Annotated in this window: 11 protein-coding genes; 3 read left to right on the top strand and 8 right to left on the bottom strand. The window is 69.6% G+C overall.

Translation table 11 applies throughout. From position 1 onward, the window contains the following. Window positions 1-74: 74 nt before the first annotated feature. Window positions 75-596, bottom strand: coding sequence for a PAS domain-containing protein (locus ACFOGJ_RS18405; protein WP_379903226.1), 522 nt, complete (start codon window positions 594-596; stop codon window positions 75-77). Between the two features lie 282 nt (window positions 597-878). Here ACFOGJ_RS18405 and ACFOGJ_RS18400 point away from each other — a divergent pair, with 282 nt between their 5' ends. From ACFOGJ_RS18400 to ACFOGJ_RS18390, 3 genes are all read left to right on the top strand, one after another. Next, window positions 879-3230, top strand: a complete 2352-nt coding sequence (locus tag ACFOGJ_RS18400; RefSeq protein WP_379903224.1) for a mechanosensitive ion channel domain-containing protein — start codon at window positions 879-881, stop codon at window positions 3228-3230. A gap of 239 nt (window positions 3231-3469) precedes the next feature. Beyond that, a complete protein-coding gene (locus ACFOGJ_RS18395) occupies window positions 3470-4906 on the top strand; it encodes an MFS transporter (RefSeq protein WP_379903222.1) in 1437 nt (478 codons plus the stop codon). Further along, window positions 4848-6254, top strand: a complete 1407-nt coding sequence (locus tag ACFOGJ_RS18390) for a flavin monoamine oxidase family protein (protein WP_379903220.1) — start codon at window positions 4848-4850, stop codon at window positions 6252-6254. Before ACFOGJ_RS18395 ends, ACFOGJ_RS18390 begins: the two co-directional genes overlap by 59 nt. Before the next feature lie 21 nt (window positions 6255-6275). On the opposite strand, the gene ACFOGJ_RS18385 is transcribed toward ACFOGJ_RS18390, so the two are convergent. The 7 genes from ACFOGJ_RS18385 to ACFOGJ_RS18355 form a co-directional block, all read right to left on the bottom strand. Beyond that, complete coding sequence (locus ACFOGJ_RS18385; RefSeq protein WP_379903218.1) at window positions 6276-6806, bottom strand: YHS domain-containing (seleno)protein; 531 nt, start codon at window positions 6804-6806, stop codon at window positions 6276-6278. Between the two features lie 109 nt (window positions 6807-6915). Continuing rightward, window positions 6916-7713 (bottom strand): LOG family protein, encoded by a 798-nt coding sequence (locus ACFOGJ_RS18380; RefSeq protein ID WP_379903216.1) that lies wholly within the window; start codon window positions 7711-7713, stop codon window positions 6916-6918. 217 nt (window positions 7714-7930) lie between these two features. After that, window positions 7931-8815, bottom strand: coding sequence for a DUF2189 domain-containing protein (locus tag ACFOGJ_RS18375; protein ID WP_379903214.1), 885 nt, complete (start codon window positions 8813-8815; stop codon window positions 7931-7933). Window positions 8816-8997: 182 nt separating this feature from the next. Next, window positions 8998-10377 carry a sensor histidine kinase gene (locus ACFOGJ_RS18370; protein WP_379903212.1) on the bottom strand — a complete coding sequence of 460 codons (1380 nt, stop codon included), beginning with the start codon at window positions 10375-10377 and terminating at the stop codon, window positions 8998-9000. A gap of 209 nt (window positions 10378-10586) precedes the next feature. Next, window positions 10587-11132, bottom strand: a complete 546-nt coding sequence (locus tag ACFOGJ_RS18365) for a hypothetical protein (RefSeq protein WP_379903210.1) — start codon at window positions 11130-11132, stop codon at window positions 10587-10589. A gap of 6 nt (window positions 11133-11138) precedes the next feature. After that, on the bottom strand, window positions 11139-11702 hold the full coding sequence (locus tag ACFOGJ_RS18360; RefSeq protein WP_379903208.1) for a hypothetical protein: 564 nt from the start codon (window positions 11700-11702) through the stop codon (window positions 11139-11141). A gap of 129 nt (window positions 11703-11831) precedes the next feature. Then, window positions 11832-13307 (bottom strand): carboxylesterase/lipase family protein, encoded by a 1476-nt coding sequence (locus tag ACFOGJ_RS18355; RefSeq protein WP_379903206.1) that lies wholly within the window; start codon window positions 13305-13307, stop codon window positions 11832-11834. Window positions 13308-13431 lie beyond the last annotated feature (124 nt).

Genomic DNA, 13431 nt, shown 5'->3' with positions numbered 1-13431 from the left:
TTAGGCCGCTGGACGCCATTCGCCCCGGTCCGACGGACGACGGATCGGCTCCCGGTTGGTGCGGCGGGCCCGGATCAGGTCGGCGGGACCGGCGGGCCCTCAGCCATCGTGAAGCGCATGGCGCCCAGCACCATGTCGACCTCTTTGCCGTCTTCCGACAGTGGCAGGTTCACGACCTCGTAGTCGTACATGCTGCGGTCGAAGAACAGGGCGACGCCGCTGGTCCGCAATGGCCGGCGATTGGCGACGATCCAGCCATAGACCTGCTCCACCTCGGCCATGATGGCCGGCGGATAGACCTCGTCGTACCAGCGGCCGGTCAGGTCGCGCCGCAGGGCGTTCACGATCGCGGTGCCCATCAGGCGGTAGCGGACCCGCAGCGGACTGCGCTGCACGTCCACCAGGGCAATGAGGGCCAGATGCCTGCGAAAGTCGGCTGGGCGGATGTCCGCACGCGCCGGCATCAGCCGATCGCCGCGAAGAGCATGCCAGACCTGCAGGACTTCCGATAATTCGCCGCTTTGGATGTCGAGATCGGGATCGCGGCGGATCTCCGGCGCAAAACCGGCCGGCTGTTCTCTGGCGATGATGTTCATGCAAGAACCACTGTCGAGGGCATCACACTGTCAGCAGATCCGGTATCTGTGCGCGCAGGAACGACAATGCACCGCTGAGATTTCGGTAGCCGCCCGCTATACTCCGGCTCAAGATGCGACCATAGATTGTCTATATCAATAGGATTAGTCACCCTGCCTGTCCGTATCGGGCCGCGTCCGCGGCCCCGCGCCGATGCGCCCAGCCTTGACGTGACGGCCCTGGTCTTTCTAGTTGCCCTCGAACAACGACCGACCTGCCGCGCCCGCTTTCGAGGATTCCGCATGTTCCGCCTGCTGCTGCCCTGCCTCGCCCTGTTCCTGCTGCTGCTCCAGCCTCTGACGGGCCATGCACAGCCCGAAACGGCGGCGCCGGCGGCCGCAGACCGGACGGGGGCATCGGCACTGCCGCTGACCCCGCAGGAGGCGAAGGCCCTGTCCCAGCTGCTGGCCGATCAGGCCACGCTGGACCAGCTGCGGGGCAAGTTGGAGGCCCTGGCCGGCGCCGCGGACCAGGCAGCGGGCGCCGCCAGTGCAGCCGCCGCGCCGCCGCAACCGAAAGCGCAACCCGGGCTGGCGAAGCAGATCGCCGAGGTGACGCAGCAGGCGGCGGAATCCGCCGCCGCCCTCGCCGACCGGATCGTCGGCGAGCTGGGCGGGCTGACCGAATGGCGGCTGCGCCAGAACATCGACTGGGACCTGTTGACCGGCGCCGTCCTGGAACTGCTGGCCGTCATCGTCGCAGCTTACGCGGTCCTCCTGATGCTGCGCCTGCCCGCGCGGCAGTTGATGCGGGGACTGAACCGGCGGGCCGAGCAGGGCGGCGTGCTGGTCTCCCTGATCATGCTGGCCGGCGCCGCGCTCACCGAAGGCATGGTCGTGGCCGCGGCCTGGGCCGGCGGCTATCTGGCCGCCGTGGCGATGATCGCCAGCGGCGAGGGCATGGAGATCGAACAGTCGCTGTTCCTGAATGCCTTCCTGATCGTCGGGCTTGTGCGCACGGTGATCCACGCGATCTTCTCGCCGCGGCGTGCCGCCATGCGGATCCCGCCGATGTCCGACCGCTATGCCGCCTACTGGTCGGCCTGGCTGGGAGGCCTGGCCTCGCTGCTGGGCTATGGCTTCCTGTTCCTGGTGCCGATCGCCACCACCCATCTGGGCGGCGTGACCGGCCGCAGCCTGCAGGTGCTGATCGCGATCATCGCCCTGGTCACCGCGCTGGCCGTGATCCTGAGCAAGCGCAAGGCATTGCACGAGCATCTGCAGCGCCGCCATGGCGGCGGCGACTTCTTCGGCCACCTGATGCTGTTCGTCGGCCGGTTCTGGCACCTGGCGGCGATCGCCTATGTGGTGGCCCTGTTCGTGATCTGGCTGTCGCGGCCGGACGGCGCCATGTCCTTCATCATGTCGGCAACCGGCCGCACCGCCGCGGCGATCCTGATCGGCATCCTGGTGGTCAGCGCCATCTCGCGCGCCATCGCGGGCGGGGTGCGCCTGCCGGAAAGCCTGCGGGAGCGCCTGCCGCTGCTGGAGCCGCGGCTCAACGCCTTCATCCCCAACCTGCTGCGCATCGTCCGGCTGATCGTCTTCGTGGTGGTGATCCTGGCGCTGGTGGAGGCCTGGGAGGCGGCGGATATCAGCGGCTGGCTGGCCAGCGAACTGGGGCAGGAGATCGCCGGCGCGGTGATCTCCTCCGCCGTGGTCCTGCTGATCGCCTGGCTGCTCTGGGTCGGCCTTTCCTCCTGGGTGGAGTTCCGCCTGAACCCGAATGTCGGCAAGGCGCCCAGCGCGCGCGAGATCACCCTGCTGAAGCTGCTGCGCAATGCAGGCACCATCGCGATCGCCGTGATCGGCGTGATGCTGGCGCTATCGGAACTGGGGGTCGATATCGGCCCGCTGCTGGCCGGTGCCGGCGTGGTCGGCCTGGCGATCGGCTTCGGTGCGCAGAAGCTGGTGCAGGACGTCATCACCGGCGTCTTCATCCAGTTCGAGAATGCGATCAACGAAGGCGATGTGATCACCGTCGGCAGCACCACCGGCACTGTCGAGCGGCTCAGCGTGCGCTCCGTCGGCATCCGCGATCTGAACGGCGTCTATCACATCGTGCCGTTCAGCGCGGTCGACCGGGTGTCGAACTACATGCGCCGCTTCGCCTATCACGTGGCGAATATCGGCGTGGCCTATCGCGAGGATATCGCGGAGGTGAAGGAGGCCATGCACGAGGCCTACGACATGCTGAAGGAGACCGACCACGGCGCCAACATCCTGGAGCCGCTGGAGATGCACGGCATTACCGAGTTCGGCGATTCGGCCATCACGGTGCGGGCCCGGATCAAGACCCTGCCGGGCAACCAGTGGGCGGTCGGCCGCGCCTACAACGAATGCATCAAGACCGTGTTCGACCGCCGCGGCATCGAGATCCCGTTCCCGCACCAGACGATCTACTGGGGCGAGGACAAGTCGGGGCGCGCCCCGCCCCTGCGGGTGGTCAACGAGACGCCGGCCGGCGGCGCGGCGTCAGATCCCGCCCTGCCCGCCCCGGACGGCGGCAGCACGCCGGAGGCAGGCTCGGCCGGCCGCCAGTCCGACCCCGGACTGCCCGGCGCGGAGGAAGCGGAGGGATCGCGGCAGGACTAGGCCTGCGCCAACCTCCCCTCGCCGTCATGAAAAGTTCATGACGCCGTAATCCCGACAGGCTTCCGCGCAGGCTAGACAGGCGCAGGCAACCGAAGTCGGGGGACGCATCCGTGGCCAGGACAGACGATGCAAGCGCCGTTGCAGTTCCGGATGCGGCGGCGGAGCGCGGGCGGACGATACAGCAATACCTGGATGAATCCCCGGTATGGGCGGACGGCACCGCGGTGGGCATGACGCCCATGACGCGGATGCAGTGGCTGATCTGGATCCTGGCCGCCTTCGGCAAGTTCTTCGAGGGCATGGTCGTCTTCATGGGCGGCGTCGCGCTGCCGCTTGTCTCCAAGGAATTCTCTCTCGGCGCCTTCGAGCACGGCCTCGTCGCCGGCGCGGGCCTGCTGGGGATCCTGGTGGGCGCGACGGCGCTGGGCGGCCTGTCGGACCGTTTCGGCCGCAAGCGGATGTTCATCTTCGAGCAGGCGCTGTTCCTGCTGTTCCTGATCGGCATCTGCATCAGCCCGAATTTCGGCTGGTTCGTGATCTGCCTGCTGGGCATGGGCCTGGCGCTGGGCTGCGACTATCCGACGGCCCATGTCATCATTTCCGAAGCGATCCCGTCGCGCAGCCGCGGGCGGCTGGTGCTCTCCGCCTTCGGCTTCCAGGCGGTGGGCGCGCTGGCCGGCGTGGCGATCGGCTACCTGATCCTCTCCGCCGCGCCCGAAATCGAATCCTGGCGCTGGATGTACGGCGCGGCGATCCTGCCGGCGGCGCTGGTGCTGATCGGCCGCTTCTACATCACCGAGAGCCCGCACTGGCTGGTCGCCCGCGACCGGGTACCGGAGGCAGAAGGCGCGGCGCAGCGGCTGCTGAACCGCAGCCCGCCCTATCCGAAACAGGTGCGGCTGCGCGGGAACGGCACCGGGGCCGGGGGGCTGCAGGCGGAGAGGACCGGCAAGGGCAGGAAGAACCGCGGCTTCATCTCCCTGTTCACCCGCAAGAAGCGCCGGCGGGCGACGATCCTGGCCTCTATCCCCTGGTTCCTGCAGGACCTGGGGACCTATGGCATCGGCATCTTCACCCCCACCATCCTGGTCTCCCTGGTGGGCGAGAAGCGGGAACATGCGACCAAGGTCGCCGACATCATCCACAACGACGTTCTGGCCGCCCGGGGCGCCGCCATCATCGACGTGCTGCTGATCGTCGGCATCATCTTCGCCGTGCTGCTGGCCGACCGGGTCGGCCGGATCCGGCTGCAGGTCTTCGGCTTCATCGGCTGCGGCCTGGGCCTGCTGATCGCCGCACTCTCCACCTATACCAGCGGCGGCCTGGAGATCGTCCTCATCTTCGCCGGCTTCATGCTATTCAACTTCATGACCAATATCGGTCCGAACGCCCAGACCTACCTGATCGCGGGCGAGGTCTTCCCCACCAAGGTGCGCGGCCTGGGCGCCGGCTTCGCCGCCTCCTGCGGCAAGTTCGGCGCGGTGTTGACGGCTATGCTGTTCCCGATTCTGCTGGCGGACCTGGGCACCGACATGCTGCTGTACATCCTGGTCGGGACCTCGCTCCTGGGGGCAGCGGTCACCTGGATCTTCCGCATCGAGACCGCAGGCCGGAATCTTGAGGAACTGGACGAGGAGCTGGACCAGACCTACGGCGAGCACCGCGCGCCGAGCTGACCTGCCATCCCGCCGCCGCCTGCTGGGCGGGGCGGCGGCTGCAATCGCCCTTGCCGGTGCGCGCCCGGCCTCTGCCGGACAATCAGCCGGCGATGCCGACATCCTCGTTCTCGGGGCCGGCATCGCAGGCCTCGCCGCCGCAGCGGAGCTGTCGCGCGCCGGCGCACGGGTGGTGGTGCTGGAGGCGCGCGACCGGATCGGCGGCCGGATCGCGACCGACCGCCGCCTCGGCCCTCCGGTGGAACTGGGGGCAGCCTGGATCCACGGCACGGCCGGCAATCCGCTGGCGGAGATCGCCCGCCACCTCGAACTGCCGACGTTCCGGACCGACTTCAATTCCCTTACCCTGGCGGATCGCGCCGGCCGGGCCGTCGACGACGACACCCTGGATGACCTGGACGACAGATACGAGGCGCTGATGGTGGCCCTCGCGCGCGATGGCCGTCGCGGCCTGTCGGTGGCGGAAGGGATCGCCACCCTCGCCCCGCAGGACGTCGCCGACCCGCTGATGCAGTGGGCGCTGGCCGCCAATGCCGAATTCGACACCGGCGCCCCCCTGGGGATACTTTCGTCGGCCCTGTTCGACGCCGAAGAAGCCTTTGGTGGACCGGACCTGCTGCTGCCGCGGGGCTATGACCGGCTGCTGGCGCCGCTGGCGGCCGGCCTGGACATCCGGCTGGGCCAAGTGGTGCGGGAAGTGGCCTGGAACCGGCAGGGGGTGACTGTCCGCACCGACCGGCAGGTCCATGCCGCCCGCAAGGCGATCTGCTGCCTGCCGCTCGGCGTGCTGCAGGCCCGCAGCCTCGCCTTTACCCCCGCTTTGCCCGGGCCGATGCAGGTGGCCCTGCAGCGCCTGGGCGCGGGCGCCGTGGCGAAGGCGGTCGCCCTGTTCGAGCGGCCCTTCTGGCCGTCCGGGATCCAGTTCTTCGGCCGCCTGACGGAGCCGCCGGGCCGCTGGTGCTACATCCTGAACCACATGGCTTTCGGTGGCGGCCCGATCCTGACCCTGTTTTCCTTCGGTGCGGCGGCCGCGCCGGCAGAGGCGCTGGACGATGCCGAGGCGGAACGGGAAATCGTCGTCGCGCTGCGCCAGGTCTTCGGCCCGCAGGCGTCCGCCCCCGCGCGCCTGCTACGCAGCGGATGGACGGCCGATCCGTTCGCGCGCGGCGCCTATTCCTATCCCAGGCCCGATGCGGTCGCGGCGGATTTCGACCTGCTGGCCGGCCCGGTCGGCGACCGCCTGTTCCTGGCGGGCGAGCATACCCTGTTCGCGCATCAGGGCACCGCGCACGGCGCCCTGCTGTCCGGCCGGAGAGCCGCGGCCGCGGCCCTGGCGGCACCGGACTGAAGATGGCGGCCCTGCGCCCTGCTATTTCGGCTGCGGCGCGGTTCCGGCAGGCAGCCCCGGCACCGCGTCGGCCGCCGCGGGCGCCGGCTCCAGCGCCGGCCAGTTGCCCTCCGCGCGGGAGATGTTTGCCGGGATGTCGGCCTCCCACAGCTCCACCGCCCGCGGCACGATATTGAGGTAGAGCCGGCCGTCGACGATGCGCCAGAGCTGCGGATTGCCCGGCACCTTGCCTTCCATTGCGACGCCGAGGGCGCAATGGCCGTCGAACTGCGGCGCATAGCGCGCCGGGTCAGCCAGGAAGCGGTCGCGGTTCGCCGTGCTGGAGAAGGCGAAGCGGGCGCCGTTATAGGTCGCCGTGATCTCGGACCGCCCGGGCACCGCCGCCGGCTGCGCGCCGCCCGGCGGTGCCTGGGCCAAGTCGAAATAGGCCACGGTGTCGTAGCCGCTGACGGCGAAGCCGCTGCCGTCGACATACTGCTCGCCCGCCTCGCCCCTTGCCGCCAGGCCGGCGGCCAGGAGCGCCGTGGCAAGTGCCAGCCCGATCCTGCCCATGTTCTGCATCTCCCCGCATTGCGCTTCGGCACAGCCTGGATGATGCACCCGGCCGGGACCCGCCCGGTGTCACGGCGCGGTGAGATGACGCGAATGTCAGCAGGCCCGGCTACAGCACCGCGCCGGAGCGCTGCATCGCATGGGCGACCAGTTCCCGTGTCAGGAAGTCATAGGCATCGTCGACGGAATCCGTGCTGTGGAAGAGCGCCAGGTCGCCCGGGCTGATCGTGCCGTAACGGACCAGCGCGTCGAAATTGACCACCTCGTTCCAGAAGCTGGTACCGAACAGGACGATCGGCAGCTTCTTGGTCATCTTGCGGGTCTGCACCAGGGTCAGGATCTCGAACAGCTCGTCCAGGGTGCCGAAGCCGCCCGGGAACAGCACCACCCCCTTGGCCAGGTAGGTGAACCAGAACTTCCGCATGAAGAAGTAGTGGAAATAACAGTGCAGTTCCTGGGTGATGTAGGGATTGTCGAACTCCTCCATCGGGATCGAGATGGTCAGGCCGACATTGGCGCCATCGGCCTCCGCCGCGCCGCGATTGGCCGCCTCCATGATGCCGGGCCCGCCGCCGGTGCAGACCACGAAGCGGCGTTCCGGATCCGCCAGGCCCTTCGACCATTCGGTCATCCGCCGCGCCAGCTCCCGCGCGGCTTCGTAGTATGCCGACATCTCCAGCGCCCGGGCGGCCGCTTCGGGTTCCGCCTCGCCCTGCATCGCCTCGGCCTGCTCGCGCGAGGGCGTGCGGGCGGATCCCATGAAGACGATGGTGTCGTGGATCCGGTGCTTCTGGAAGCGGGCCTGCGGTTCAAGATATTCCGACAGGATGCGCAGGCCCCGCCCTTCGCGGCTGTCGAGGAAATTGCGGTCGTGATAGGCGTGGACGCGCTCGTCTTTCTTCTTCATTCAAACTGTTCCGTCACAGGTGGGGCGGCGCGCCATGGACCGCCCGGGAATAATGGACGACACGCACCGGCCGTGCCGCGCCCGTCCGTCGACGGGAGGCACGACCGGCCAGCCGGCCGGCGCTGCAGCTCGCTTATCTAGGGCCGGCGGCGGCCGGACACCATTCGCCGTGCGGCAGAGATGCCGCCAAGGAGTGTGCCTGCAGCGGCGCCGCGGCTCACCCGCCGGATGATGGCAGCACAACCGCCCGGTACAGGTGCCAGGTCGCATGGCCCAGCAGCGGCAGGACCACGATCAGGCCCAACAGCAGCGGGATCGAGCCCAGCACCAGGAGGCCCGCCACGATCAGCCCCCAGGCCGCCATCGGCAGCGGGTTCACCCGCATCACCCGCAATGAGGTGCGCACCGCCGTGTCCAGCCCGACATCGCGGTCCAGCAACAGCGGGAAGGAGACCAGGCTGATCGCCATCGCGGCCAGGGCGAACAGGAAGCCCACGCCGCAGCCGACGACGATCATCGTCCAACCCGCGGCGGTGCCGAACACGTCGCCGAGGAAGGCGCCTGCATCGGCGGGCGGCTCCGGACCGAGGGTCGCGGCATAGACCAGCCAGGCAGCACCCAGCCAGAGCAGGAACAGCCCCACCAGGTAGAGCGCGAGAAGGCCGATCGCCCCGATCGCCGGCGACCGCAGCACGCCGAACGCGGCGGACCAGCCGATCCCCTCGGCCTGCCGTTCGCGCAGGCGGCTCAGCTGGTACATGCCGATGGAGGCGGCCGGTCCCAGGATCGCGAAGCCGGCGGCGATCGGGAACAGCAGCGGCAGCAGGTCCTGGCCATAGACCGCCCGTCCCAGCACCAGGCCCGCGATGGGATAGACCGCGCAGAGGAACAGGACATCGGTGCGACAGGCGCCGAAATCGGCAGCGCCGCGGGCCAGCACCCGGCCCAGCTCGGCAATGCCGATGCGGCGCACCGCGGGTACGGGCTGATGCAGTCGGTCCTCGATATGACGCGCCGCCTCGCCGACGCTGCGGAAACCCTGTCCGACGGCGCGGAGCTGGTCCCAGCTCCATTCGATGGGATTGCGTATCGTATCGGCCATGGCCGGTCCCTCCCGTTCGGGTGCTGGACCGCTCATCCGCCGCCGGCACGGCACTGCTCCGGCCATCGCCGGATCGGTCAGCGCGGCCCTTTTGCGCCTGTCAGGATAATCCCGAACGGCGAATCCGTCTGCCCCCTGCCGCCGCCCGCCAGGGCGGCGGCGTTCGCCTTTCCCGGCAGGGGTCAGTCCACGACGACCCGTGCCGCCGGGCAGGTCAGCCGCCAGGCCAGACCGGTCACGGCGTAGTCCACAGAGACATCCCCGCCGGTGCCGGCCTTCAGCAGTCTGGTTGTCACCACGGATCCGAAGCCGGTTCGCTCCGGCCGGGCGACCGGCGGCCCGTCCCGCTCCAGCCATGACAGCGAGAAGCGCGCCGCCTCGCCCTCCGTCTCGACCGACCAGCGGATTGCCACCCGCCCGTCCTGCGTGGAGAGGGCGCCATACTTGGCGGCATTGGTCGCCAGTTCATGCAGCGCCATCCCCAGCGCCTGTGCCGCATCGGGCGTCACCGCGAGCGGCGGTCCGGCGGTCGCGATGCGTTCCCCGGCAAGGTCGATGAAATGCCCCAGCTGCGACCGGATCAGGTCGGCGAGAGGGACCGTCTTCCAGGCGTTCCGGAACAGCAGGTCCTGCGCCGCCGCAAGCGCCTGCACCCGGGCGCCGAAGCGCTCCGGGAAATCCGCGGAACCCGAGGATGCGGTCTGCCGTGCGATGGCCTGGACCAGGGCCAGCATATTTTTGGAACGGTGGTTGATCTCCCGCATCAGCATGTCGTCATGCTTTTCCTGGCGCTTGCGATCGGAGATGTCGTTGAACAGCACGGCGACGCGGCGTTCCTCCGCCGCGCCGATCCGGAAGGCATAGAGGTCGAAGCAGCGCCCGAGCATGTCGGAGTCCAACTCCGACCGCACCGGCTGTCCGGTCCGAGCGACACCGCCGTAGAGCGCGTACCAATGCTCCTCCAGCGCGGGGGCGGCCTCCCGCAGCCAACGGCCCAGAATCGACGCCGGAAAGCCGGTCTTCGCATAGAACGCCGGGTTCGCCTCTACGACCCGGTAGTCCGTGCGCCCGTCCGGGCCGTCCAGACGGACCTCGATGACGCAGAAGCCCTCATCGATGGCTTCGAAAAGGGCCCGGTACCGGTCCTCGGTGTCACGCAGGCGCTCCTCCGCCGCACCGTTCAAACGGGCTTCGTCGGTGACGTCGATATTGACCCCGCGGATCAGCCGGACGCTCCCAGTCGCGTCGCGCTCGATGACGCCGCGATCCAGGATGACCCGCACCGCGCCGTCGGGCCGGACGATGCGGAAGGTGTGGCTGTAGCTCGCCGAGGCGGAGCCGAGATAGGTGGAGGTCTCGCCTTCGACGCGCACGCGGTCGTCCGGGTGAAGGAGGTCCGAAAAGCCCGGCTCCGCCGTCGGCGCCCGATCCAGGCCGTAGATCCGGATCAGTTCGGGCGACCAGGTCAACCGGTCAGCCTCAGGCTCCCACTCGTAGGTGCCGATCTGCCAGTCCGGGGCCAGCCCCGGGTGCAGCAGAGAGGTTGTCTTGTCGCCGGACATGCGCCGTCCTCACCGCGAAAATCAATGCCGCGGCACACCTGTTCGTCTTCCGCAGGACGGAAACCCGGCCGAGGCGCAGACCAATCTAACCAACCGGGACCATCATTCAAGACTGTCGTGACTTGGCGATGTCCTGCCTCGGCAAAGACAGCCGCTGCGGCAAGCTGCGATTCGGTTCGCTGGCGACGATCTGTTCATCGCCACAGGCCCTACGGACTTCCCGGAAGCTGGACTCCGCCGGCCGCCAGGTCCATCTGCCACCCCAAGGCGGACTGGATCAGGCCGGCGCAGAGCCCGGCGAGGACCGGAAGGATCAGCGATACGCCGAGCCGGAACAGGACGAACCGCGTACCCAGCATGGGCAGTTCGAACGCCATGACCCGGTGGATGGCGTAGATCGACCAGGCGGTCAGCAGGGCGACCGTCTGGGCGCTGCCGGCGCCGGCCTGGTACACCGCCACCACGATCGGAAAGCTGACCATCGGCCCGCCGGGGAACAGCCCGCCGATCACCGCGGCCAGCAGGATCCCACCGAAGCCCGAGCTGTCGCCCAGCCAGTGCGCCACCACCGCCTTCGGCAGCAGCTGCGACAGGAAGCTGGCCGCCAGGATCGCCAGCGGCAGCCGCAGCATCAGCGGCTTGAGCATGGACCAGCCGGTCGCCAGCGCGGGCCGATGCGCATTGGGCCGACGCCAGGCGGCAAATCCCGCCAGCAGGGCGGCGATGGTCCAGACGGTGGCGATGGACAGCAGCATCGGTGCCTACAGACGGTCGGGCAGCGGCCGGAAGCCGAAATGCCGTACCAGCAGGCGCGCCATGACACCGGCCAGCAGCGGCAGGGCGATGCAGGAGGCGTAGCGCAGGAAGGCCAGGTCCGGCCCCAGAAGCGGGATCTCCCACATGATGAGCCGGTGCAGGCCGAGCACCGACCAGGCGGTGAGATAGGTGATGCATGCGCCGATATCGGCGCCGGTGCCGGCCAGGCCCACGACCAGGGCGAAGGAGGCGAATGGCCCGCCCGGCGTCACCATGCCGACCGCCATCGCCAGCAGCAGGCCGCGGAAGCCGGATTCCGCTCCCAGCCAGCGCGCCACCAGCGCCTGCGGCAGCAGCGCCCGCGCATAGCCGGCGACCAGCATCGCGCCGAGAATGATGGGCGCGACCGCCAGGATCAGCCCGCTGCCCTGGTCGACGGCGACCAGGATCGCCTCCCAGCCGTCACGCTGCCAGAGCGCGATGCCGGACCCCAGCGCCAGCGCCGCGAAGAACAGGAGTTGTCCGTAGCCTCGGCGTGCCGGGGCCGTGGATGCATCAACAGCAGGCATTCGGGTTCACATTTCGTAGACAGAGCAGCCGCCGGGACCGGATCCCCAGCCGCCGCATATGAATGGCTCCCGACACGGACAGTATCGCCCTGCCGGCATCAAGTGCCGCGGCCGTGGCAAGGATCCAATCTAGCTGCGGCTGTCGTAGTAGCGATCGAGGAAGCGCATCTGCGTGCCACGCCAGGCCGCCATCGGCCGGCAGTCGGCGTCGATGGCCAGATGCCGGTCCCCGCTATCATCGCCCACTGGCCAGGCTCCCAGCCCCCGCCCCGGGTCGCCGCTGGCGGCGAAGGCCAGCCAGGCCGCCATCATGCGGCGCGACAGATCGGCGTCCGCCTCGTCATGCGGCGGCTGCGCATCGAGCGCCGGCAAGGTGCCGAAGACATAGGGCACGTCGTCGCCATGCTCGGGCTCCGCCGCGCGGCCGCCGGGATGGCGCCGGAAGATGTAGCGCCAGACCGGCGCGCCATGCCGGGCGGCGGCACCGGCAATGCCCCAGCCGCCATAGGTGAACTGGCTGTCCCCGAACAGGAAGGCGAGCTGCTCTGTCACCTCCGCCTCGGTCGCCGCCGGATAGACGCGCTCCGCCTCCTGCGCCATCTCGCCGAAGGTCTCTGCCAGGAAGCTGCGATAGGCGTCCGGCGTCCGGATCGTCCAGTTGCCGGTGAACATCCGGCCCTCGTCCGCCGTATTGCCGACCAGCAGCGGCATCCGCTCGAAATCGCCGCCGGTCCAGGCGTCGCGGTCGTCCTGGAACAGCAGCCGCCCGTCGCGGATCGGCCGCAGCACCCGGGCGGAGGTCAGCCCCCGCTGCTTGGGCACCAGCCGGCCGGTCAGGCCGAAAGCCTCCTCCGTCGGCAGCGCCCGCAAGGCGTCGATATCCGCACCCAGGGCCAGGCCCGCCTGCTCCGCATCGGCGAGCGGCGCCAGCGGCCGGTAGGCGCCGGCGCTCTGCAGGATTGCGCGGTGGAACAGGCCGCGCACGCCAGGCGCGGTCAGCAGCAGCGCGACCGAGGCGCTGCCGGCGGAGACGCCGAACGCGGTGACCCGCCCCGGATCGCCGCCGAACGCGGCGATATTGTCGCGGATCCATTCCAGCGCCGCGATCTTGTCGTACAGGCCGTAATTGCCCGAGGCGCCGTCATCGGCGGCGCTGAGCCGCGGATGCGCCAGGAAGCCGAACAGGCCGACCCGATAGTTGCAGGTGACGACGACGGCGCCGAGCGCCGCCAGCGCCTCGCCGTCGAAGCGGCGGTCGGAACCGGCGCCCGCGACATAGCCGCCGCCGGGAAACCAGACCAGCACCGGCAGCGGAGCCGCCCCCGGATCGCGCGGCGCCCAGACATTCAGGGTCAGGCAGTCCTCCGAACTGCGCGGCCCGCGCAGGTTCGGCCCCCGCGACTGCACCGGGTCGTCGCCGAACCGCAGCGCCTCGCGCACCCCCGTCCAGGCGGCCGGCGGCGTCGGGCGGCGCCAGCGCAGGGGCCCGACCGGCGGCGCCGCAAAGGGCAGGCCCTTGAACGACAGCACCGCGCCGCCGGCTCCGGCCACCTGGCCGGAGGTGGTCTCCACCACTACCCTGTCGGTCACCGGGGCGTCGGTCATGGCATTCCTCCCTTGCCTGGCTGGGCCTGTGTCGATCGTCACGAATTTTGACGTTGACAAACACGGTTTGCAATTGCCAAACAAATTGCAACAACAGGCCCCGCTGGACGATAGCTGTCCGCCC

It is taken from the genome of Marinibaculum pumilum, from assembly GCF_042646425.1.
GTDB lineage: Bacteria > Pseudomonadota > Alphaproteobacteria > Ferrovibrionales > Ferrovibrionaceae > Marinibaculum > Marinibaculum pumilum.
The sequence above is the reverse complement of the archived record's forward strand: the minus strand, read 5'-3'. Positions and strand labels throughout refer to the sequence as shown.

Coding starts and splice junctions, on each gene's coding strand:
- ACFOGJ_RS18355 (WP_379903206.1), bottom strand. CDS start 13,307: ATGACCGACGCCCCGGTGACCGACAGGGTAGTGGTGGAGACCACCTCC.
- ACFOGJ_RS18400 (WP_379903224.1), top strand. CDS start 879: ATGTTCCGCCTGCTGCTGCCCTGCCTCGCCCTGTTCCTGCTGCTGCTC.
- ACFOGJ_RS18370 (WP_379903212.1), bottom strand. CDS start 10,377: ATGTCCGGCGACAAGACAACCTCTCTGCTGCACCCGGGGCTGGCCCCG.
- ACFOGJ_RS18385 (WP_379903218.1), bottom strand. CDS start 6,806: ATGGGCAGGATCGGGCTGGCACTTGCCACGGCGCTCCTGGCCGCCGGC.
- ACFOGJ_RS18395 (WP_379903222.1), top strand. CDS start 3,470: ATGACGCGGATGCAGTGGCTGATCTGGATCCTGGCCGCCTTCGGCAAG.
- ACFOGJ_RS18375 (WP_379903214.1), bottom strand. CDS start 8,815: ATGGCCGATACGATACGCAATCCCATCGAATGGAGCTGGGACCAGCTC.
- ACFOGJ_RS18380 (WP_379903216.1), bottom strand. CDS start 7,713: ATGAAGAAGAAAGACGAGCGCGTCCACGCCTATCACGACCGCAATTTC.
- ACFOGJ_RS18365 (WP_379903210.1), bottom strand. CDS start 11,132: ATGCTGCTGTCCATCGCCACCGTCTGGACCATCGCCGCCCTGCTGGCG.
- ACFOGJ_RS18405 (WP_379903226.1), bottom strand. CDS start 596: ATGAACATCATCGCCAGAGAACAGCCGGCCGGTTTTGCGCCGGAGATC.
- ACFOGJ_RS18360 (WP_379903208.1), bottom strand. CDS start 11,702: ATGCCTGCTGTTGATGCATCCACGGCCCCGGCACGCCGAGGCTACGGA.